General features: G+C 49.0%; 18 protein-coding genes. 9 read left to right on the top strand and 9 right to left on the bottom strand.

The genetic code is table 11. The features are described 5' to 3' along the window. Positions 1-49: 49 nt before the first annotated feature. The 8 genes from fecE to AC5JQI_RS16865 form a co-directional block, all read right to left on the bottom strand. Positions 50-820 carry a Fe(3+) dicitrate ABC transporter ATP-binding protein FecE gene (gene fecE, locus AC5JQI_RS16900; protein WP_493913008.1) on the bottom strand — a complete coding sequence of 257 codons (771 nt, stop codon included), beginning with the start codon at positions 818-820 and terminating at the stop codon, positions 50-52. Beyond that, a complete protein-coding gene (fecD, locus tag AC5JQI_RS16895) occupies positions 821-1777 on the bottom strand; it encodes a Fe(3+) dicitrate ABC transporter permease subunit FecD (RefSeq protein WP_493913007.1) in 957 nt (318 codons plus the stop codon). Then, complete coding sequence (gene fecC / locus AC5JQI_RS16890; RefSeq protein ID WP_493913006.1) at positions 1774-2772, bottom strand: iron-dicitrate ABC transporter permease FecC; 999 nt, start codon at positions 2770-2772, stop codon at positions 1774-1776. Before fecC ends, fecD begins: the two co-directional genes overlap by 4 nt. After that, positions 2769-3671: a Fe(3+) dicitrate ABC transporter substrate-binding protein FecB gene (locus AC5JQI_RS16885; protein WP_493914721.1), complete on the bottom strand. Its 903-nt coding sequence runs from the start codon at positions 3669-3671 to the stop codon at positions 2769-2771. Before AC5JQI_RS16885 ends, fecC begins: the two co-directional genes overlap by 4 nt. Before the next feature lie 125 nt (positions 3672-3796). After that, positions 3797-6124 (bottom strand): TonB-dependent Fe(3+) dicitrate receptor FecA, encoded by a 2328-nt coding sequence (fecA, locus tag AC5JQI_RS16880; protein WP_493913005.1) that lies wholly within the window; start codon positions 6122-6124, stop codon positions 3797-3799. Between the two features lie 97 nt (positions 6125-6221). Further along, on the bottom strand, positions 6222-7175 hold the full coding sequence (fecR, locus tag AC5JQI_RS16875; RefSeq protein WP_493913004.1) for a ferric citrate uptake sigma factor regulator FecR: 954 nt from the start codon (positions 7173-7175) through the stop codon (positions 6222-6224). Further along, complete coding sequence (gene fecI, locus AC5JQI_RS16870; RefSeq protein WP_493913003.1) at positions 7172-7693, bottom strand: ferric citrate uptake sigma factor FecI; 522 nt, start codon at positions 7691-7693, stop codon at positions 7172-7174. Before fecI ends, fecR begins: the two co-directional genes overlap by 4 nt. 348 nt (positions 7694-8041) lie before the next feature. Further along, a complete protein-coding gene (locus AC5JQI_RS16865; protein WP_493913002.1) occupies positions 8042-9316 on the bottom strand; it encodes a bifunctional O-acetylhomoserine aminocarboxypropyltransferase/cysteine synthase in 1275 nt (424 codons plus the stop codon). A gap of 779 nt (positions 9317-10095) precedes the next feature. Here AC5JQI_RS16865 and AC5JQI_RS16860 point away from each other — a divergent pair. The 6 genes from AC5JQI_RS16860 (at position 10096) to AC5JQI_RS16835 (ending at position 16178) form a co-directional block, all read left to right on the top strand. Next, positions 10096-10884: an SDR family oxidoreductase gene (locus AC5JQI_RS16860; protein ID WP_493913001.1), complete on the top strand. Its 789-nt coding sequence runs from the start codon at positions 10096-10098 to the stop codon at positions 10882-10884. 65 nt (positions 10885-10949) lie between these two features. Then, positions 10950-12194, top strand: coding sequence for a styrene monooxygenase/indole monooxygenase family protein (locus AC5JQI_RS16855; protein ID WP_493913000.1), 1245 nt, complete (start codon positions 10950-10952; stop codon positions 12192-12194). 14 nt (positions 12195-12208) lie between these two features. Further along, positions 12209-12757 carry a flavin reductase family protein gene (locus AC5JQI_RS16850; protein ID WP_493912999.1) on the top strand — a complete coding sequence of 183 codons (549 nt, stop codon included), beginning with the start codon at positions 12209-12211 and terminating at the stop codon, positions 12755-12757. A gap of 62 nt (positions 12758-12819) precedes the next feature. Then, a complete protein-coding gene (locus AC5JQI_RS16845; RefSeq protein ID WP_493912998.1) occupies positions 12820-13620 on the top strand; it encodes a cyclase family protein in 801 nt (266 codons plus the stop codon). Continuing rightward, positions 13617-15218, top strand: coding sequence for a phytoene desaturase family protein (locus tag AC5JQI_RS16840; RefSeq protein WP_493912997.1), 1602 nt, complete (start codon positions 13617-13619; stop codon positions 15216-15218). Before AC5JQI_RS16845 ends, AC5JQI_RS16840 begins: the two co-directional genes overlap by 4 nt. A gap of 60 nt (positions 15219-15278) precedes the next feature. Then, complete coding sequence (locus AC5JQI_RS16835) at positions 15279-16178, top strand: SphA family protein (protein ID WP_493912996.1); 900 nt, start codon at positions 15279-15281, stop codon at positions 16176-16178. A 246-nt stretch (positions 16179-16424) separates the two neighbouring features. On the opposite strand, the gene AC5JQI_RS16830 is transcribed toward AC5JQI_RS16835, so the two are convergent. Then, on the bottom strand, positions 16425-17513 hold the full coding sequence (locus tag AC5JQI_RS16830; protein WP_493912995.1) for an AraC family transcriptional regulator: 1089 nt from the start codon (positions 17511-17513) through the stop codon (positions 16425-16427). Between the two features lie 315 nt (positions 17514-17828). Between AC5JQI_RS16830 and AC5JQI_RS16825 the strand changes: the two genes are divergently transcribed. Genes AC5JQI_RS16825 through AC5JQI_RS16815 form a run of 3 tightly spaced genes read left to right on the top strand, consistent with a single transcriptional unit; the run spans position 17829 to position 22094 of the window. Continuing rightward, positions 17829-20027, top strand: coding sequence for a thiamine pyrophosphate-dependent enzyme (locus AC5JQI_RS16825; protein ID WP_493912994.1), 2199 nt, complete (start codon positions 17829-17831; stop codon positions 20025-20027). 14 nt (positions 20028-20041) lie between these two features. Further along, entirely contained in the window at positions 20042-21646 is a 1605-nt protein-coding gene (locus AC5JQI_RS16820; protein ID WP_493912993.1) for an indolepyruvate oxidoreductase subunit beta family protein, read from the top strand. A 28-nt stretch (positions 21647-21674) separates the two neighbouring features. Continuing rightward, positions 21675-22094 carry an acyl-CoA thioesterase gene (locus tag AC5JQI_RS16815; RefSeq protein ID WP_237387421.1) on the top strand — a complete coding sequence of 140 codons (420 nt, stop codon included), beginning with the start codon at positions 21675-21677 and terminating at the stop codon, positions 22092-22094. The last annotated feature ends 79 nt before the right edge of the window (positions 22095-22173 follow it).

The raw sequence follows: 22173 nt of genomic DNA, 5'->3' as shown, positions 1-22173 counted from the left end.
TTTCCCCAGATTTTATAAGATCTGAGGAAACAAAAAATTATCCAGAAGATCAACCAACCACCACGCACATTGGCCTGCCCGACACCGGCTCTGGGTGAATCTCAGCTTCTACGCTAAACACGGTTCTGAGTAATTCTGGCTGTATGACCACTTCCGGTGTTCCCTGTGCCATCACTTTGCCGTCTGCCAGCACCACCAAATGATCACACCAGCGACTGGCCTGATTAAGATCATGCAAAACTGCCACAACCGTTTTCCCCTGCGTTTTTAGTTCGCCCATAAGTCTCATCAGCTCAACCTGATGGTTGATATCAAGATAAGTGGTAGGCTCATCCAATAACACCACAGGTGTATCCTGCGCCAGTACCATCGCCAGAAACGCCCGCTGGCGCTGGCCGCCAGAGAGATCGGTTAACTGCCGTTGTGCCATATGTACTATATGGGTTTTTTCCATCGCAACTTCCACTCGCATCTTATCCTCTACAGAGAGACGTCCCCATAGTGACAGCCACGGGCTACGGCCATAAGAGACCAGCTCCCTAACGGTAATGCCTTCCGGTGTCAGATGATGCTGAGGCAATAAAGCAATGCAGCGTGAAAGTTGGCGGGATGAAAACGTTGTAATAGGTTGATTTTTTAGCAGGATGGTGCCGGATTTCGTCGCTAACTGCCGAGAAATACATTTCAATAGCGTCGATTTACCACAACCGTTAGGGCCTAAAAGTGCGGTGATTTTTCCAGGCGGCAGGACGAGTGACAGTGCATCCAGAACAGGGCGGTTGCCATACCCAATGGTCAGATTATCTATATGTAATTTCATTTAACGCATTCTCACAAGCAGCCATACAAACCACGGTGCGCCGATGATTGCGGTCAGCACACCTGCCGGCAGTTCCAGAGGTGGATGAATTGTTCGTGCCAGTAAATCCGCGGCGACCAGCAGAAACGCACCTGTCAGCGCGGAAACGGGCAGTAGCCAGTGGTGACGTCCGCCCGTGATTTTTCGCACCATATGAGGAACCACCAGACTAATAAAACTGATAGGGCCACATACGGCGACGCCGGTCGCCGCGAGTGCTACCGCCAGCACCAGCCCCCAAAGCTGCACGCGCGGAACCGCAACGCCGAGCGTTCCGGCTCGCGCATCGCCTAGCGCCAGCAGATCGAGGTCGCGACAAAAACCCAGGCTCAGCGGAATTAAGACAGCCAGCAGTGGTACTGCCACCGCAACAAAAGTCCACCCCCGCCCCCATAAACTGCCCGTCAGCCACAACAGAGCGTTGTTTACATCCTGCGGACGAGAAAGCATCAGGTAATCGGTTATACTTGCCCAGCAGGCGGAAAGTGCTACACCCGTCAACGCAAAACGCATGGGAAACGTGGTATTCACCAACGCACGTAGCAGCGCCAGCGCTGCCATACCGCCGACAAATGCCAGCAACGGCAGCCAGATAACCGACAGCGAAGGCAGCAGAAGCAGCGCGCCGACCGTCGCCAGACTGGCGGCGTGGTTTACGCCGAGAATATCCGGCGAAGCCAGTGGATTGCGTACGATGCCCTGCACCAGTACGCCGGAAACAGCGAGCGCTGAGCCGACAAACAGCGCCAGCAAAAGCCGTGGCAGGCGATACAGCATCAGTACGTAATAGTGTTCACTGCCGCTGCGCCAGTCCGTCAGGAGCGCGTGCCACGGCAGTGGGATAGCCCCCATCCTGAGCGACAATAGGGAGCAGAACACCAGCATCAGGGTAATACAGATTAGAAACACGATTTTCATCCGCGTTTCCTCACCAGCCAGACAAAGCAGGGTGCACCGAGCAGTGCCAGCACTGCGCCCGCAGGCAGCTCACCGGGGAAGGCCAGAGCACGGGCGAGCATATCGGCCAGTAGCATCAGCGTCGCTCCCAACAGCATACTCATAGGCAGTACGTTGCGCTGGTTGTAGCCAATCCAGAACCGTGCCAGATGCGGTATCAACAGACCAATAAATGCTATGGGACCAGCAACGCTGACGCAGGCACCCACCAGCAAAAGCACCAGCGCATTAATCCCTAGTCGCAGACGCGGCAGGTTTACGCCAAGTGTGTGGGCGGTGCTGTCGCTGACGTTAAGCAGATTAAGCTGGTTGGCCAGCAGCAGTACGATGGGCGTTGTCAGCACAACTATCGGGAAAAGTTGCCAGAACTCCTGCCAGCGTGCATGTGAGACACCGCCCGCCAGCCAGTAAAGAATGCCATACGCATGATCTTCTGCCAGCAGCAGAGTGATGCGGGTCAGCGCCATGCAGAGCGCTGAAAGCGCGATACCGGCGAGGATCAGCTTGTTGCGATCCTGTTCTTGCCGGAAACCGCCACCCGCCGCCATCACCAGCAGCCAGCTTACGCCACCACCACAGGCGGCAATAAATGCGATGGAAAAACCCTCGATCGGTGATGGGCTGAGTGCGCTGGTCAGCGACATAGCCAGCGCCGCACCGCTATTGATGCCAAGCAAAGAAGGCGAGGACAACGGGTTATGGGTGAGGGTTTGCAGCAACGCCCCCGATAGTGCCAGACTTGCACCAATGGAAAGGGCGATCAGGGTTCTCGGCAGACGCAGGTTTTGCACCAGTGCTTCGGGTAATGTTGGCGTGTGTCCCGGCACCAGCGCGTGCAGCGCATCAAATGCAGAAATAGGGAGGGCTGAGTGGCAAAACAGACTCAGCCAGAAAATAGCGATAAGCGCCGCAGCAGGGATCCCCCACAACAGCGCCGGGTGTTGAATACGCTTCATTTCGTATCAGGATGCATCTGATGGTGAAATATTTTTACTGTATCGATGGCAATGCGCTCCGCCGCGAAAATCCCACGCATCCGCGCCCAGGCATTGCTGTTGACCGCCGCGACCTGTTGTTTTTGCGCGGCCGTAAGAATCTGCCACAGCGTGTCCTGCTGCCAGCGTTTCACAATGCTCTCCTGACGATAATGCGCCACCAGTAGCCATGACGGGTTGATCGACAACAGTTGCTCAAGGTTTATCGACGGCATCGATGTCTGGCCTGCGGGCGCGGGAACCTTCAGTCCGAGCGTTGTCAGCACTTCGCCGGTATATGTTCTGCTGGTGTGCAGATTGAACTGTTGTTCACGTGACGTGCCGAATGCCACACTTGTACCTTCAGGCAGCAGGCTCGCCCACTTTGCCATCCGCTCGCTGTGCAGTTTGAGTCTCGCCTGCATTTCTGCGATTTTTCCTACTACTTCGCCAATAATTGCTGCCGATTGCAGGTTTTCTTTGTATGTTTCATTGCGTGATTTGAGCAACAGAACCGGGGCAATTTCCTGCAATGTGGTATAGATACCTGCGTGACGGCTGCTGTCGGCGATAATCAGATCAGGTTTCAGGGAGCTGATGGCTTCAAGGCTAGGCTGCGCGCGCGTTCCGACAGATTGCCAGGATTTCAAATGGGTGCGCACATCCGCCAGAATGCGATTCGGGTCGTTGTCGTCAGCGATCCCCACCGGACTGATGTCCACCGCCGCCAGCGCATCGGCGAACGACAGTTCCAGCACCACGATGCGTTGCGGTGTTTTATTGAGTGTAAAAGTGCCATGCTCATCCTGAACAGTAGCGGCAAAGGACTGGCTTGCGAACACAAACAGACTTGCGAAAAAAATGCGAATAAAAGGCAAAATATTCACTCCACAATGTTTTCAAATACACAAAGTTTTCAATACATAAAGTTTTCAATACACACAGATCCTGTAGACCAGATGACGTTGCGCTTACCCGGCGCTGCAAAAGCGCCGGGCATTAACAATTAAAACTTCACGGAACCCTGCATATACAGCGTGCGGGGTTGTCCGGCATAGATACCTTTGTTGTTGTCGTCATAAGAGCGGGTATAGTACTCACGGTCGAAGATGTTCTTCACACCGAACGCCAGATTCAGGTTGGCCATCTCCGGCCCGAAGTCATACGACACGCGCGCACCCCACAGCATATAGTCAGGAATACGGCCAGTGCTGCCATCGGCGCTCTCTGTAATGGTATTGGTGTTATCCGCAAACTGGCTGGACTGGAAATCACTGTTCAGGTTGAACGTCCAGTTGCCCGGTTTGTAGTCCACCCCAAAAGTACCTTTGTGTTTTGGTGAGAACGGCACCTGATTTCCGTAAGTGTCGCCACTTTCGCGGATCTCCGCATTTACATACGCATAGCTTGCATAGGCGGAGAGGTTTTCCAGCGTTGGCGTCAGATCGCCAAGATCGTACCGCATCTGCGTTTCCAGCCCGGTGTGACGGGTTTTACCGCGTGCGGTCACTGTGTCGTTGGTCTGATTGGAGCTGTACTGATTATTGAAGTTAATCAGGAACAGCCCCATTTCCGCAGTCAGAGCGCCGTCGTCGTATCGGGTGCCGACTTCCCAGGTTCGCGCTTTTTCTGGTTCCACACTGCCGCTTTTCACAGCCTTGCCAATTTGGCTGTACTGGACGGTGCCAAAGGAGCCTTCTGTGTTGGCATAAATATTCCAGTTGCCAGTCACGTGATAGAGCACATTCAGCGCAGGGAGCGGCGCGTTATAACTCACTTCCCCATGCTTATGCTTCAGGTTGTTGTTCTGGTATGACTCGATATGTTCGAAACGCATACCGGGTGTAATAGTCCAGTTGCCGATATCGATTTTATCATCAATATACCAAGCGTGAGCCTCGGTAACTGAACGCGTGTCGCGGTCGTACGGGCTGGACGTTGAGGGCAACTGACCGCTGGCTGTTGCAGTGTAGTAGCGCATTTCATGAGTTGATTCATTAACATAGCGATAACCTATTCCCACTTCATGCGCGGATGGACCCATCATAAAGCTCTGGCTGTAGCGAGGCTCAATACCACGCACCCAGTAGTAGCGTGGGGAAAGGGTGATACGTTTTCCCTGCTCCAGATAGCCGCTGCGCAACGTGCGGGTGTAGAAGCCCTGAATATTGAATTTGTGCTGATTGTCCGGCTGATATTGATAGCCGAGGCTTGCAAGTTGACGACGGCCCCAGAAGTGGTCATACGGGCGGGTGGATTGCCAGCGATCGGCATCGTAATCCGCGCGTGACAGACCGCCAGGCATATCGGCTTCGCCATCGTAGTATTGAAGCAGACTATTAAAGGTATGCACGTCGTTGGGCGCATATTTGCTTTTCAGCATAACATCATCAATGCGGGTGGCGCTGTGCTTGCGCCAGTCGCTGCCACGGGAGCCAGAGTAAAGCAACGCTGAGCCAAAACCGTTATCCATCGTCCCGCCCACCATCAGGTTGTGCGTCTCTTTCGGATTGTCTTGTGAAGAAACCTGACTCAACTGGCCTTCGACGCCGGCTTCAATACCAAAGCCCTGCGGGATAGCGCGTGTGACAAAGTTAACCACCCCTCCCACACTTTGCGGCCCGTAACGCACCGCGCCACCCCCACGCACTACGTCTACTGCGTTCATGTTGCCCAGAGATAAGGGGGCAAGCGAGAGCTGCGGCTGACCATAAGGCGCAAACGGAACCGGAATACCATCCATTAATACAGTTGAGCGGCTGGCAAGGCGTGGATTGAGTCCACGAATACCGAAGCTCATCGCCAGATCGTGACTGCCGGTACCATTGTTTTCCGGCGCGCTGACACCCGGAATACGATTTAACACGTCACGCATGGTGGTGGCACCCGTTTTGGAGAAATCTTCACGGTTGATCACATCACGTGCGCCGGCATGTTCGTACACATCGTTTTCACGTGCGTTACCCAGCCAGTCGCCCACCACGACGAGCTTATCCTCTTGGGAGATCGGAGCAGTTTCCAGCGTCCAGCTATTATTCCCAAGCGACTTGAGCTGTAATTTGCTACCAGCGAGCAGCGCCTTCAGGCCCGTTTCCACGTCGTAGTCGCCGTGCAGCCCGTTGCTCTGTTTACCGCGCGTCAGGCTGGCGTCCACCGACAACGTGATCCCGCTGCGTGCTGCGTACTGATTGAGTGCTTTGTCCAGATCGCCGGCTGCGATGTCATACTGTGCGGCGAATGCAGACAGAGAGGCCAGGCCAACCAGCGGTAGCAGGCTCAGGCGAATAGCCGTAATCAAAGGTGTTGTTTTATGAAAAACGCATAAAGGGGTCATACCGTCTCCATCATCATTTTTTTGTTGTATCCATGTATGAAGTCGAATGAGCGGGAAAAAGGGACAACCGAAATGAAGATTATTTTTATTTTTTTACTTACGCTGGAATGATGTTGACCCAGTATCGGGTAACTGACTGAATTTTAATGGGTAGAGTTCTGGCGATCACATTCAGCACCGTATCGGTATTTTTCAATGGAAAGGTTCCGCTCAGGCGAAGTCCGGCAACAGCCGGATCACAGCGCAGTATGCCGTTACGATAGCGTGCTAGCGTGGTAATTACTTCACCAAGCGGTTTATTGCTAAAGCTGAGTATGCCCTGAGTCCAAGCGTTGGCTTCATCATCCAGCGATGCAATCTCGCCAAACTTTACCGCATTGAAATGCAGTTTTTCACCCTGCCGGACAATGCGTTTTTGCGTTGGATCGCTGGTCAGCACAACTTTTACCGCATTCTGCTGTACCGCGAGCAGAGTGTTGTCATCCTGCTGACGAACGGTGAATTCGGTGCCCAGTGCGGTAAGCTGCCCCTGACGGGTGAAAACGCGAAACGGGCGCTGTTGTGGATCTCTGGCAGTCGTAATGGCAATTTCGCCGTACCAAAGTTTAATGGCGCGCTGGTGGGCATCGAAACGCACATCCACCGCACTTTGCGTATTGAGCGACAGAAGCGATCCATCCTCCAGCCACTGTTGGCTTATTGCCCCTTTTGCGGTGCGATAATCGGCGCGTAACCCTTCACCCGATTCTGAACGCCAGAGCTGCCAGCCGCTACCGACGCCAAGTATCAGCAACAGTCCTTTCATCATGTGGCGGCGGGTATATTGAATATCGTGGAGCGTGCGGCTGGCCACACCGTCAGGCACGCTGCTGAATTGGTTGCTCAGAATTTCCACCTGTTGCCATGCCCACTGGTTATCCTGATCCTGTTCATACCATTGCTGCCAGCGCGCCTGTTGCTGAGGGCTGACCCGCCCGCAGTTTAAAACTGCATACCAGTGAGAGGCTGCACGCAGCGCCTGACGGCGGGAATCGGTCAGTATGTTGTTCAAAGCCCGTGCTCCAGACGAAATAACAGACAGTGCTCCATTGCTCTGGCCACGTATTTTTTCACCGAGCTGACAGAAACAGACAGACGACATGCGATATCGTTATAGGTTAGCCCTTCCAGCTGGGAAAGCAGAAACGCGTCGCGGGTTTTACCGCTCAGGCCATCCAGCATTTTGTCGAGCAGTTGCAGGGTTTCTAGCTGACTTTCACGTACTTCTGAGGAGGGTGCGTGTGCTTCTGGCAGTTGCGCCAGCATCTCAAGATAGGCTTTCTCGAGTGCATTACGGCGGAAGAGATCAACTATTACCCGTTTGGCAATGGTGCATAAAAAGGAGCGGGGATCGCGGATGGACGCAAGCGAATCGTTCCTCATTACCCGCAGAAAAGTATCCTGAACAATATCATCAGCATCAAAAGCTGACTGGAGTTTGCGGGTGAGCCATGTTTTCAGCCAACCATGGTGCGCGCCATAAAGCGATTCAAGTGTAAAAGGAGCTGTAGTGGCAGTATGCTCAGACATGGCTAAATGTATCATAAGTTAATTATCACGTAACTATATTAATATGAGAATGGTTATCATTACAATCAAAAATAAAGATGAAAGGGAGTCGTTATGGATATGTTGCTGCTTGTAATTATCGGGTCAGGATTGATGCTGTATCGGAAAAACCACATCATAATTAATATAAAAATATCTATATCGTCGGGAACGAATTTGCCAGCCAAAGCCTGCCCTCTGGTGAGAGGCAGGAGCCTCTCATTAATCCCCGGGAGCATAGATAACTATGTGACCGGGGTGAGTGAGTGCAGCCAACAAAGCCGCGATTTGAAATTTATTGGGTAACTTGTTAATTAAGTTATTATAAATCTATTTTGCTGCATCCAATGCCTGTGCAAGATCAGCAATAATATCATCGCTGTGCTCAAGCCCAATGGATAAGCGGATCAAATCCCGTGATACACCAGCATCTGCCATTTCTTTATCGCTTAGCTGACTGTGGGTGGTTGATGCTGGGTGACATGCCAGAGATTTAGCATCACCGATATTGACCAGTCGTACAATTAATTGCAGGGCATCAATAAAGCGTATGCCTGATTCTTCCCCTCCCTTGATACCGAAGGACAAAATAGAAGCTGGCTTTCCGCCCATATAACGAACAGCCAAATTATGTTCTGGGTGTGTAGATAACCCTGCATATTTAACCCATGATACCTGAGGGTGTTGTTCTAAATATTGGGCAGTTTTCAGGGCATTTTCTGTATGGCGCTCCATGCGAAGTGCCAGTGTTTCAAGACCCTGCAAAATCAAGAAAGCATTAAAAGGAGACAATGCTGCACCCATGCTACGCAGTGGTCCAACACGGCAGCGGGCGATAAAGGCCGCTGCACCAAAATGTTCGGTGTAGTTTATTCCGTGATATGAAGCATCCGGCGTGTTTAAAATCGTAAAGCGATCTTTATGTTCCGCCCAAGGGAATTTACCTGAATCAACAATCATCCCGCCAATAGAAGTGCCGTGACCGCCGATATATTTAGTCAGGGAGTGGATGATAATATCTGCGCCATGTTCAAACGGACGGCATAGGTAAGGCGTTGCAACGGTGTTATCGACAATAAGAGGAAGACCGTGGCGATGGGCGACCTCCGCCATTGCTTGAATATCAACGATATTTCCACTGGGATTTGTGATTGATTCGCAAAATACTGCCTTGGTTTTTTCATCAATCATCGCTTCAATGGCTGCAATATCGTCATGCTCTACAAAACGAGTTTCAATCCCGATACTCGGGAAAGTGTGCGCCATTAAGTTATGCGTTCCCCCATATAATTTTGCTATGGAGACAATATTGTCTCCCACAGTGGCGATAGTCTGGATTGCATAGGTAACTGCCGCCATGCCAGAAGCAACTGCAAGTGCACCAATTCCTCCTTCCAGAGCAGCGACACGTTTTTCCAATACTTCATTGGTTGGATTTGTTATGCGAGTGTAAATGTTGCCCTCAACTTTTAAACCAAAGAGATCAGCACCATGCTGGGAATCATCGAAAGCGTAGGAAGTTGTTTGGTAAATCGGGACAGCAACTGCTTTGGTTTTAGGATCAGGTGAATAACCGGCATGGATAGATAAGGTTTCTAATTTCATTGTCATTTCCTTTAGTTAAGTGATATTTACTCTCGAGACTGACAATCAAAAATACTGGTGCACTTGTTTCGATTGATCTGGGAATTCCTTTATTGGATTGAAGAGTGAATCAATTTATTGTGATATTGTTACTCTTAATTGATTATTTTATCTGTAAAATATAAATATTATTATTATGTCCTGTTTTATTGTTAATTTACTAAACCAGAACAAAATTTATAACTAATTTACAAAATAACGATATAACAGAGCAATATCAAAAATAAATATTAATATATATCAATTTGATATCAGCTTGAAGAAAAAAGTTAATTTTATTTTTTATGTGCTATACCTATGAATAATGGTGGTAATACGGTATCAATAATCCAATGTAAATCACATTTTAGTATTGAATCTGCCTTGCTGTTTTTTTATTTATATTTTATCCATAATATAATCAATTATCCGATCTGAATGGATATTGAAAAATTTACTGGTTTTGGGTTCTGAATTATCTTTTTGGATAATTTATTATTTCCTCTCAAATATTCATCACATATCTGCACAAAATGGATCTTTTCTGCATATAGCGGCTATTCAGATTTATATATTCCACGCAATGATAAATCCCTAATCATGATTCATCACGTCATACCTATACCCATTGTATACCCATTGGATTTAAAGATGCAGCCAACAAAGAACAAAGCTGCAACTTGAAAGACGACAGGTACATATCCTCAATGCCTGTGTACTCAGTGCTTATGCATTCGATATATGACAAAAGGGGAATACTCATGAAAGGTCTGGATAATAAAGTCGCTATTATCACTGGCGGAGCTACCAAAATTGGTGCAACTGTTGCCAGAGTATTGAGTGAATATGGTGTTAAGGTCGCGATTTTAGACATCGATCAGAAAAACGGGCAGAAAGCTGCTAATCACCAATCTGGAACCATTCACTTTTGGCATGTTGATATTACTGACGATAAGCAACTTTTTCAGGGAATCAATGAGGTCGTTGCTTATTATGATCGTCTGGATTATCTCGTCAATCTTGCGTCAACGTATCTGGATGACGGGGAAGATTCCAGCCGTGAAATGTGGCTGACAGCCTTGAATATCAATGTGGTCAGTGCCCTCAGGGCAGCCCAGTTTGTGCGCCCTTATCTTGTTGCTACAGGAGGTGGGGCAATTGTTAATTTCACCAGCATTTCATCTTCTATAGCTCAAACGGGCCGTTGGGTATACCCCGCTTCCAAAGCGGCCCTGTTGCAAATCACCCGCAGCATGGCAATGGATTACGCTGCTGAGCGTATTCGCGTTAACTCTGTCTCTCCGGGTTGGACCTGGTCACGTGTCATGGATGAGTTGACTCAGGGCAACCGTCAGAAAACGGATGAAGTCGCCGCTGATTACCATTTGCTTGGTCGTGTGGGTGATCCTGAAGAGATCGCACAGGTGGTGGCTTTTCTTCTGTCAGATTCAGCGAGTTTTGTGACTGGGGCGGATTATGCCGTTGATGGCGGCTATTCAGTCATGGGACCCGAGCAGGCAAAACCAGCCATTCCGCGTTTGGCGGAATAGGGATGCTGAAACAGAAATAACGGCAGCATCTGGGTTTCGTCATTCAAAACACAAGAGGAAATATCATGCGTCGTATAGCTATCGTAGGGGGTGGTCAAGCCGGACTGCCTCTGGCCCTTGGTCTGCTGGACAAGGGCTATCAAGTGACTGTTGTGACCAATCGCACCCCTGATGATGTCTGCAATGGCCGGGTTATGTCGAGCCAATGTATGTTCGATTCTTCTTTGCAATTCGAACGTGATTTAGGATTGAATCCGTGGGAAACACAGTGTCCTCCCGTTGAAGGTATTGGTTTTGTTGTACCCCATCCCAAAATTTTCGACGAAAAGGTTATTGAGTGGAGCGCTCGACTCGACAAATACGCACAAGCTGTCGATCAACGCATCAAGATGCCATTTTGGATGGAGCAATTTGCTTCCCGTGGCGGTAATCTGGTTATTGACGATGTAGGTCTTATTGAATTGGAGCGATTGGCGGACAGTCACGAACTGGTTATTCTGGCGGGCGGGAAGGGAGAAATCGTGAAATTGCTGGAACGCGATATTTCCCGCTCTCCTTATGATAAACCTCAGCGAGCATTGGCATTGACTTATGTAAATGGAATGCTGCCAACACCTGAATATTCACGCGTTTCTTTTAACCTGATTCCGGGTGTCGGTGAATATTTTGTTTTTCCCGCCCTGACGCTAAATGGCCCTTGCGACATCATGGTTTTTGAAGGCATACCGGGAGGAGTAATGGATGGCTGGCGAGAGGCCAGAACGCCGCAGAAACATCTGGCCTATAGCAAGCAAATTCTCAAGACGTTCCTACCGTGGGAAGCTGAACGTTGTAAGCAAGTGGAACTTACGGATGCAAACGGCATTTTGGCAGGATGTTTTGCTCCGGTGGTACGCAAGCCTGTATTGACACTACCTTCCGGCAAACAGATTTTTGGGTTGGGGGATACCGTCGTCACGAATGACCCGCTGACAGGGCAAGGCTCGAATAATGCCACCAAAGCCTGCAAAGTGTATTACGAAGCCATTCTTGCCCGTGGGGATAAGCCTTTTACGGCAGAGTGGATGAACGATACGTTTGAAACGTTCTGGAAATATGGTCATTACGTTGTGGAGTGGACAAACAGCCTGCTTGTTCCACCGGAACCTCATATCCTGCATTTACTGGGCGCAGCCCAACAACTGCCGGCACTTGCCAGCACGATTGCCAATGCTTTCAACCATCCTCCTGTGCTGTTCCCATGGTGGAAGGATAGTCAAGCCTGCGAAGAGTACATCCAGTCACAGACGATTCAAAAAGCAAGTGCCTGAGCGGAGAAATGGCCATGAATCTGAATATACTGCACAGTCAGATACCCGTGTTTAATGCTGAATGGGGGGTAACTGAATTTGGGGCAAGGGCGCTGCGTGCGCTTTTGGGAAATTATCCGACAGGGGTTGCGGTTGCTGCGACACGCACTGCTGACGGGCGTAACGTAGGTCTGACCATCAATTCATTCGCTTCACTTTCGCTGGAGCCGCCGCTGGTGCTCTGGAGTTTGGTCAGTCATTCTCCTAATCTGACTGTATTTCGGGACTGTGAATATTTCACCATCAGCATGCTTGGGTGCGATCATCAAGAGCTGGCAATACGTTTTGCCAATCCGGGGGTTGAAAACAAATTTCAGGATATTCCCGTGCAGGAAACACCAGAAGGGGTTCCTTCGATTGAGGGAGCGATAGCGACACTGGTTTGTGTCAATCATCAGCAAACGCATCTTGGCGATCATTTACTGATGATTGGTAAAGTAAAACGCATTGCCAGTATTGAAGGTAAACCGTTGGTTTTTCATGGTGGTATGTTTACTGCACTGCATGATATGCGCGAAATATAAAAAATTATTCTGTTGTTTTTGTAAGAACATTTATTTGTTGGGAAAACACTCAGGAGATATACATGAAAAGTCCATTAAATGCGTTTGTCAGTGCGCTGAATCAGGGGAGAGTAAAGATTATTGATCTCACGCAAACACTGTCCCCGAATTTTCCGGCCTTACAATTGCCTGAACAGTTCGGGCAAGTCTGGGCGTTTAAGGTCGAGTGCATTTCTCAGTATGACGAGAATGGCTCTGACTGGTACTGGAACAATTTTAGTTGTGGTGAGCATACAGGAACACATTTTGATGCCCCAATACATTGGGTCAGCGGTAAAGATCATCGGGATAACACCGTTGATACTATCCCTCTGGATAACTTTGTGGCGCCTGCCGTGGTGGTGGATGCCAGCCAACAGGTGGCACAAGATCCGGATTGGCTATTAACGGTGGAATTTTTACAGGAGTGGGAAGCGCAGTACGGACGCATTCCTGCGGGAGGATGGCTGCTGTTCAGAACGGATTGGTCGAAACGGGCAGATAATCCGGCTCTCTTTCTCAACATGCGTGATGATGGTGCGCACACTCCGGGGCCGAGCCAAGAAGCTGTAGAATGGTTGATCCATGAGCGAGATATTCGGGGATTCGGGGTAGAAACTGTCAATACTGATGCGGGTCAATCCTACGCATGGCCTGTGGCTTATCCTTGCCATACTTTGATGCACGGAGCGAATAAATATGGTTTGCAGTGCCTGAAAAATCTCGATTTGCTGCCACCAACCGGCGCAGTACTGATTGCAGCACCTCTCAAGATCGAGGGAGGATCAGGCAGCCCCCTGCGTGTTCTGGCTCTGGTCGATTCTCTTTCGGGAGAGATACCATGATCGATCCCAAGCCACAAATTATCATCGTGGGCAGTGGCATAAACTCGCTGGTCTGTGCTGCCTTGTTGGCGATATGGGGCAAGTCTGTCCTGATGCTGGAACGGAATGATGTACTGGGTGGCAGCATTCGCACAGAAGAGCTTTTTCCGGGCTATATCCATGATGTGCTCTCCTGCTGGTATCCGCTGTTTCTGGGCAGTCCCGCTTATTCAGTGTTGGGACCTGCACTGGAACAGGCAGGTGTGGAATTCATGCAAAGTGAATATTCAACCGGATTGGTACAACCGAATGGCAGAGGTATTGCCTTAAAGAGAGATATTCTGACTTCGGTATCACGATTTGATGAAATCGCCATAGGAGACGGTGCGGCATTGAGTCGCATGGCACAGCAAATCCTTCATGATGATGCCGGATTGCTCTTTGGCCTGTTGGGACAAAACCCTTATGGGTTAGGAACACTTAAGTTACTGTTCTCTGAATGGCGAAAACGCGGCATTGATGGATTGGTGGAATTTGCCGGTAATTCATTGGAAACTTTCCGGCGCTGGTCTGAACGTGAATTACAGTCCGATTTTAACTGTGCCTTGATTGCGCCTTGGGTACTGCATACGGGATTGGGACCGGATGATGCCGGTTCCGCCTTGATTGGCAAACTTACCTTCGCCGCTGTGCTTGCGGGAGGAATGCCTGTTGTGAAAGGCGGCGGTATTCGGATAGTGGAAGCGTTCAGGGCCATTATTGAGCAGAATGGTGGTCAGCTTATGACTCATGCGCAAGTTGACCGCATCATCACCCAAAAGCGAGGAAAAACGCTTCGTGCGACTGGCGTAACGGTGGCAGGAAAGGTTTATCATGCAAGTGAAGCGGTGGTTTGCAATGTAACTCCCCGACAGCTTTATGGTCACCTGCTGGATAACGTTCCTGAGACTGTCATGCAACGGGCACGGAGCTATCGCTACGGGCGGGGGGGAATGCAGATTCATTTTGCCCTGAATGCCCCTCCTCCGTGGTATGAACCGGAATTGCGCCATGTACCGCTTGTTCATTTAACGGAGAGTATGGAACAGGTATGCCTATCTGTAGCACAAGCTAATAATGGTTATCTGCCAAGCCACCCGACGCTGGGTATCGGGCAGCCGACAGCCCTTGATCCTTCCCGTGCTCCAGAAGGCGGGTGGATCTTGTGGGTTCAAATGCAGGAGCTTCCCGTTCATTTGAAAGGTGATGCACTGGGAGAAATTCCAATTCCCGCAGATGGCAAATGGAATGAAACTGTCCGTGAAGCGGTTGCAGACCGTGTGCAGATTCGTCTGGAAAATGTGATGCCCGGTTTTTCATCTTCGATCGTCGGGCGTAAAGCCTATTCTCCGGCGGATTTACAGGCATTGAATCATAATTTGGTCGGCGGTGATCCCTACTCAGGTATTTGTTCGCCCGATCAGTTTTTCTGGTTGCGTCCTTTTGCTTCTTCGAAAGGTGTGAAAGCGCATCAGACTCACATCAGTAATGTATTTCACATTGGAGCTTCAACTCATCCGGGACCCGGATTAGGCGGAATTTCCGGCTATCTTGTTGCCCGTCAACTTGCACAACGTTGAACAAATTAGTCAGGCATTTCTCATTTTGTCCATTCATCTCTTAACGAGAGGGAAACTATTATGGCGTTAAAAGCGATAAAATTCAGGCCGTACTTTTATGCAGCAATCTTGTTATTGCTGAGCACTTCGGCCATGGCGACAGAAGGAGGGGGAACAGGCTCCTATCCTGATGGCTTGGATAATTTTTTGTCAGGTGTATTACCGCCATCAGGCATCCATTCACTGTTTTATGGCGGGAATATTCACTATAACAAGCTGAAGGGAAACAACGGTGAACAGATCCCCGTTCCGGGTTTTAAGGTTAATGTGAATGTTTTGGCACCGAGGTTGGTTTGGGTGACAGATCAGAAAATTTTTGGCGGGCAGCTGGCCTACCATACTATCGTACCGTTATTGGACGTGAATACTGAAGCGGCTGGCAAGCACAATAACAGCAAGGGGATAGGCGATATCACCTTTGGCCCGGCCTTGGGCTATCATTCCACACCCGATTCAGGTTATGTCATTGGGTTGGATATCAATGCACCGACAGGCAGCTACAATCGCAATGATCCTTCCAGTCTGGGAAAAAATCATTGGACGGTTCAGCCTGTCTGGGCGTTCAGCTATTTTCCTGCTTATGGCGCTAATGTGGATTTAAAAGTAATGCATGATTTCAACTTCCGTAATCAAGATACCAAAACGACTTCTGGTCAGGCCCTTCATGCGGATTATGCTTTGGGATGGGGATTTGGTAATGGTTTGGTGGCGGGAGTTGGCGGCTATGTTTTTCAGCAGATAACCCATGACAATGGACCAAACTCCGCACAGGGTAAAGCAAGTGCGTTCGGAATTGGCCCTTCTGTCCGTTATGCCAACAATAAAGGCTGGCTGGTCGCGGTGAAATGGCAAAAAGACTTTGCAGTGAACAACCGTCCGGCGGGTTCGCAAGTATTCTTAAAAGCGGCGATTCCCTTTTAATATGAATACATTTTTATAATGATATATACCCTTCGTCTTGATGCATATTGAAATCCATTGGGTATAGCGGATTATTGAACACCTGAAAATTGAAGAGATTAACAATATCGCTTCACTGGGAAAATAACATGGTGAGTAATAAGCGACGCTGCTCGGTAATATGAGCAGCGTTTATTTTTATTATCTTATTCATCCAATAAATAATAAAAATAAGGTTTCACAGTAGTAATACACTAAAATCATGGATTAGCCACGTTTCAAACTCTTGCTCGGTGTTTCACCATAGCGGGCTTTATATTCCGCACTAAATCGTCCCATATGGGCGAATCCCCAGCGCAGGGCAACACCGGTGACGCTGGTGGCTTCTCCTGCCATAAGCTCCGTGCGGACATGCTCCATGCGCAGGTCACGTAAATATTGCATCGGGCTGATATTCAAGAATTCTTTGAAGCCGGAATAGAGGCTGCGCAAGCTGACTCCCGCTATTTGGGCGAGTTGTTCTACTGTAACCGATTCGTGGGCATGGGCTTGCAGGTATTCCTGTACCCGCCGTACATGCCGTGGGCGTATGGAAGAGCGGTGGTTAGAGGGGGATTCACTGTAATTATGCTGATGTGTGGAGAGCAATGTGGCGGAAAGCAATTGTTCCAGCTGGTTGATAACCAGCTTGTATTGCAGGATATCGGGTATTTGGGTTAAACATTCTAGTAGATAAGGCATTAAACAGCGCCATGCCTGACAATGCTGCCACTCAAAGCCCAATTCAAATATCAGGGGATGATCCAATGGATGCCCCAGTATCCCGACAAGGGTTCGTTCGAGCAGTGAGCGGGACATTCTGACCATAAACTGGTCGTTATCCGCGTTCCAGCGCATGGAGGTGTATTGGTTCGGGCTGAGAACGGATGCCATATTCGGGGTGGAATCAAGTTGCTGATCACCACTCTCAATACATGCACAGCCTGTCAGCGGCATCTGGATAAGAAAGAAGTCTGTTAATTCACCCGGATTGATTTCAACGTTGGCACCATACCGCAGCCGGCTCATGGAAAAATCCCCAAGCGGGATATAGTGCATTTTGGCATCCAGCTTTCGGCAGCCATTCAATATATTTAATTGATGAGGCTGCATGACCCGTCCGACCATAGATTTAATTTCATCAAGATCAGTGGATGAAAAAAGTAAATGGTCGGAAGAATTGAAGTGAGACGTAATTTTCGATACCGCATATTTAGGATCTGTGCATTTTGAACCGGAATATCGTGATTCAGCGTTGTTTGATTCAGAACGGTTATTTAATTCAGAACGATAGTGAGGCCACGGATTGCTCGTCATTTCAGATACCTTCAGTCAATAACTTGATTGGCTCTATCTCATTTTGTTATTAACAGTATCCATATATTGTCTAAATGGAATATATATGATTATGCATATGTTCATAAAAGGCATTATTTACTGCCAATGATATTCATCTCTCTCAAGTAAAGCCTGTTTTGCCGGATTTTATTGATAATTTGTCCATCTGATGCAGGCTTTATCCGGACACTGCATAAATAACAAGTACATGAGAAATCATGCATTGACCATTAATTCATACTTGCATTACATAAATGTCACTAAGAGATATCAGGTTGACACGATGAGGTGGGCATGGCTGAACGATCATTTGTCGAAGAAGTGAAAAAATTACGTCTGGGTCAAGGTGACGTTTTCAGTGGCGAAGGAATACTTGCTGTGACAAAAGCGTTGTTGGAATCTGGTGTTGCGTATGTTGCCGGTTATCAGGGAGCGCCGATTTCACATTTGATGGATGTGCTGGCGGATGCACAGGATGTTCTGTCCGAATATGGTATCCGTTTTGAAAACAGTGCCAGTGAAGCTACTGCCGCAGCTACGCTCGCCGCCTCTGTTAATTATCCCTTGCGTGGTGCCGTGACATTCAAGGCGACTGTCGGCACCAATGTTGCCTCGGATGCGCTGGCAAATCTGGCATCTGGTGGCGTCCTTGGTGGTGCGTTGATTATTGTCGGGGAAGATTATGGTGAAGGTTCCTCCATTATGCAGGAGCGTAGCCATGCCTTTGCGATGAAATCGCAGATCTGGTTGCTCGATCCGCGCCCCAATCTGCCTTCGATTGTGCGGGCGGTGAAAACGGGATTTGAGCTGTCGGAAGCCAGCCACACCCCCGTCATGTTGCAAATGCGCATTCGTGCTTGTCATGTGCATGGCCGGTTTGTTTGTGAGGATAATCGCGCGACTACATTCATGATCAAAGATGCCCTGAAAAATCCGGTGCGTAATCTTAATCGCATTGTTTTGCCGCCTGCCTGTTTTCTGCATGAAAAAGAGAAAATTCAAGATCGCTGGCCTGCTGCTGTACGTTTTATTCAGGAGCGAGAATTAAATGAGTTTTTTGCTGAAGGTGCTGATGATATTGGTATTGCGCTGCAAGGCGGATGCTATAACACCGTGATACGAGCCTTGAATTTGCTCGGATTGGCGGATGTTTTTGGCAAGAGCCAAATTCCGCTGTATGTCATGAATGTGGCTTACCCGCTGGTTGAAGAAGAATTTGAGCGTTTTTGTCATGGCAAACAGGCGGTTTTAGTGTTGGAAGAAGGTCAGCCTAACTTTGTGGAACAAAACGTTGCCAATATTCTGCGTCAACGTGACATAACCGCCCATTTGCATGGCAAGGATTTGTTGCCAATGGCAGGAGAATACGATACGGCAACTGTGTTGGCGGGACTCCGTGCTTTCCTTGAACGTTACCACAAGATTGACGCTGAAATTCCGGTAGCAGCATGTCAGGTACGCATTCCTGCGGTCAGTTTGCTGACTGAGGAGAAGGAAGAAATAAATGGCGTGAATGCGGCATCAAAAGATTTGCTGGAAAATGTGGTTCATGGTCGTCCGCCGGGGTTTTGCTCTGGTTGCCCGGAACGTCCGATTTTTACGGCGATGAAACTGCTTGAGCGGGAGTTGGGGCCACAGCATGTCAGTGCAGATATTGGTTGTCACCTGTTTGCTATTTTTCCTCCATTCAATTTGGGCAATACCACGATGGGGTACGGGTTGAGTGCAGCAAGTGCAGCAGCACTGAGTGCCCCGGTAGCGAATAAGCGGGCGATTTCAGTGATGGGAGATGGCGGATTTTGGCACAACGGTCTGACGAGCGGCGTTGCCAATAGTGTTTTTAATTGTAGCGATAATCTGACCATCATCGTGGACAACAGTTACACCTCTGCGACGGGAGGACAGGATATTCTGTCCTCAACGGCATTGAATCCGGGTCGCAGTACAGGTCATGAAATAGAAAAAGCGGTTAAAGGTGTCGGTGTAAAATGGGTGCGTACGATCAAGCGTACTTATGATCTAAAAGCAATGACCTGCACTTTGCGCGAGGCACTGACGACAGGTGAGAAAGGGCCAAAGGTCTTGGTCGCACAAAGCGAATGTATGTTGAACAAACAGCGCCGCGAGAAGAAAAAGATCAAGGAGGCTATTGCGGCAAAACAGCGGATCGTCCGTGAGCGTTTTGGCATCGACCCTGATCTTTGTACGGGGGATCACTCTTGTATTCGTTTGTCTGGCTGTCCTTCTCTGTCGATAAAGCCAAACCCTGATCCATTGCGTACCGATCCGGTAGCGACGGTATTGAATAGTTGTGTGGGCTGCGGATTATGCGGGGAAATCTCTCATGCCGCGATACTGTGTCCCTCTTTTTTTAAGGTGAGGATTATTACGAATCCTACTTTCTGGGAGAGGATGATTTACCGCATTCGCAAAGGAATTATCGGCTATTTGCAGCGTCGTGATGTTAAACGGCGTGAAAAATATGACTTTTAAGGGGACTGTTTTTTATGAAATCGCCCGTTAATTCATTCAACAAACTGCCGAACATTCAGCCGATTAAAATTGCGATCTTGGCAATGGGAGGAGAAGGCGGTGGTGTACTGGCTGATTGGATCGTCAATCTGGGTGAAAAGAATGGTTATTTTGCCCAGACGACATCGGTACCCGGTGTGGCACAGCGAACTGGAGCAACGATCTACTATGTTGAACTATTCCCCGGCTCGGATGATCCTGAAATAGCAGAACCTGTGTTGGCTCTGATGCCGACTGTTGGTGATGTGGATATCGTTCTGGCCTCAGAATTGATGGAAGCAGGGCGTGCTGTCCTGCGCGGTTTTGTCACGCCGGATCGCACTACATTGATTGCCTCGGCACATCGAGTGTTTTCGATGGGAGAAAAATCAGCGATGGGGGATGGCCGGGTGGATAGCCGCGTGTTGATCCGGCAATCTCAACAGGCTGCTTTGCGTTTTGTTTGTTTTGATATGGCACTGATGGCAGAGAAGAGTGGCAGTGTTATTAGTGCGGTATTGTTTGGTGCACTTTGTGGCACAGGTGTTCTGCCATTTAGCTGCTTCCAGTTTGAAGAGACAATCATCAAGGGAGAAGTGGGAATAAAAACCAGCCTGCAAGCCTTTCGCTTGGGGTTGAATCGGGCGCAGTCGGAGGTGGGGATTGCAGGTTCAACATTGGCAACCAATGCTGCTAATATTCCGAAAAGAGTACTGACTTACCGCCATAACCGTTCTCCTGAACAACCTCTTTATCAAAACAGCGCCAATAAAAGCATTTCTTATAAAAACACGGTGAATGCCCTTTTGCTGTGTATCCGGCAACAGCTTCCGTCTGGTGTTCATGATATCGCTACCGAAGGTGTCAGGCGTTTGATTGATTATCAAGATCCGGCTTACGCCAAATTGTATCTTGAACGATTGCAGGATCTTAATAATCAGGCAGCAGAGCATGATGAGCGATTACTGTGCGAAACGGCCCGTTATCTGGCCTTGTGGATGGCTTATGAAGATACCATCCGGGTGGCTGATCTGAAGATCAGAGCCGATCGGTTTAACCGGGTTCGCAAGGAAGTGAGGGGGAGTCGTGCTCAACTCATAGAAATTAATGAATTTATGCACCCGAGAATGGAAGAAGTGTGTGACACCTTGCCCGCCAGTATCGGGCGTTGGTTGTCTCGTGCTCATTTTGTTAACCGGATGCTGGCAAAATTACTCAGTTGTGGGCGTATGATTACCACAAGTTCAATCCGGGGATATTTGTTGCTGTACACGTTGGCAAAGTGGCGCCGGATGCGCCGCCATACCCTGCGTTTTCAACATGAAACAGAACGGATTGAAGGCTGGCTACAGCGGATTATGGTAGCCGCTAAACGCGATCCGGCGTTGGCTCTGGAAATTACCCAATGTCAGCGGTTGATCAAGGGATATGGCGAAACGCATATCCGTGGGTTGCGCAATTTCCAGACCCTGATGGAGATTGTTGATCATCATTTAAATCATTTGCCTGCCGCCAGCCTCCGGCAGCTGCGTGAAGCTGCGTTGGCTGATGAACATGGCAATCAATTACGCGAGTGCCAACGGCATCTTTCTCTCTATTAAAAATGAGTATTTTAAGGAGGGGTCTGCGATGGGCCTACTTAAGTTTGTACAGCCTCATAAGATTCGGTTTTCTGAATGTGATCCTGCGGGGATCGTCTTTTATCCTCAGTATTTCATCATGTTCAACAACTTACTCGAGGTCTGGTTTGATGAATTAACCCCAATGGGATATGCCAGTTACATCTCAAAATATCGCTTTGGCCTGCCGACAGTTCATGTGGAAGCCGAATTTAAGGCGATCAGCAGGATGGGGGATGAGGTTTGGCTGGAGTTAAATGTTGAGCAAATTGGCCGGAAATCACTGAAGCTACTTCAGCGCTGTGTCAGCAAGAGCGGAGAGCTGAGAATGAGCGCGATTCAGACCTATGCCACGACTTCACTGGATACCCATAAGGCGATCCCGATCCCTGATGAACTTTATTATGCATTAACTGAACAGATCCCTTAACCGAATTCATGTCTCAATCAAACTATTCCTAATCAAACTATCCCCAATCAAACTACCGGGTGGTTGGTACTTGTTACAG

This window comes from Xenorhabdus sp. XBWT (genome assembly GCF_059072735.1).
This window is presented reverse-complemented; position numbering and strand designations above follow the sequence as displayed.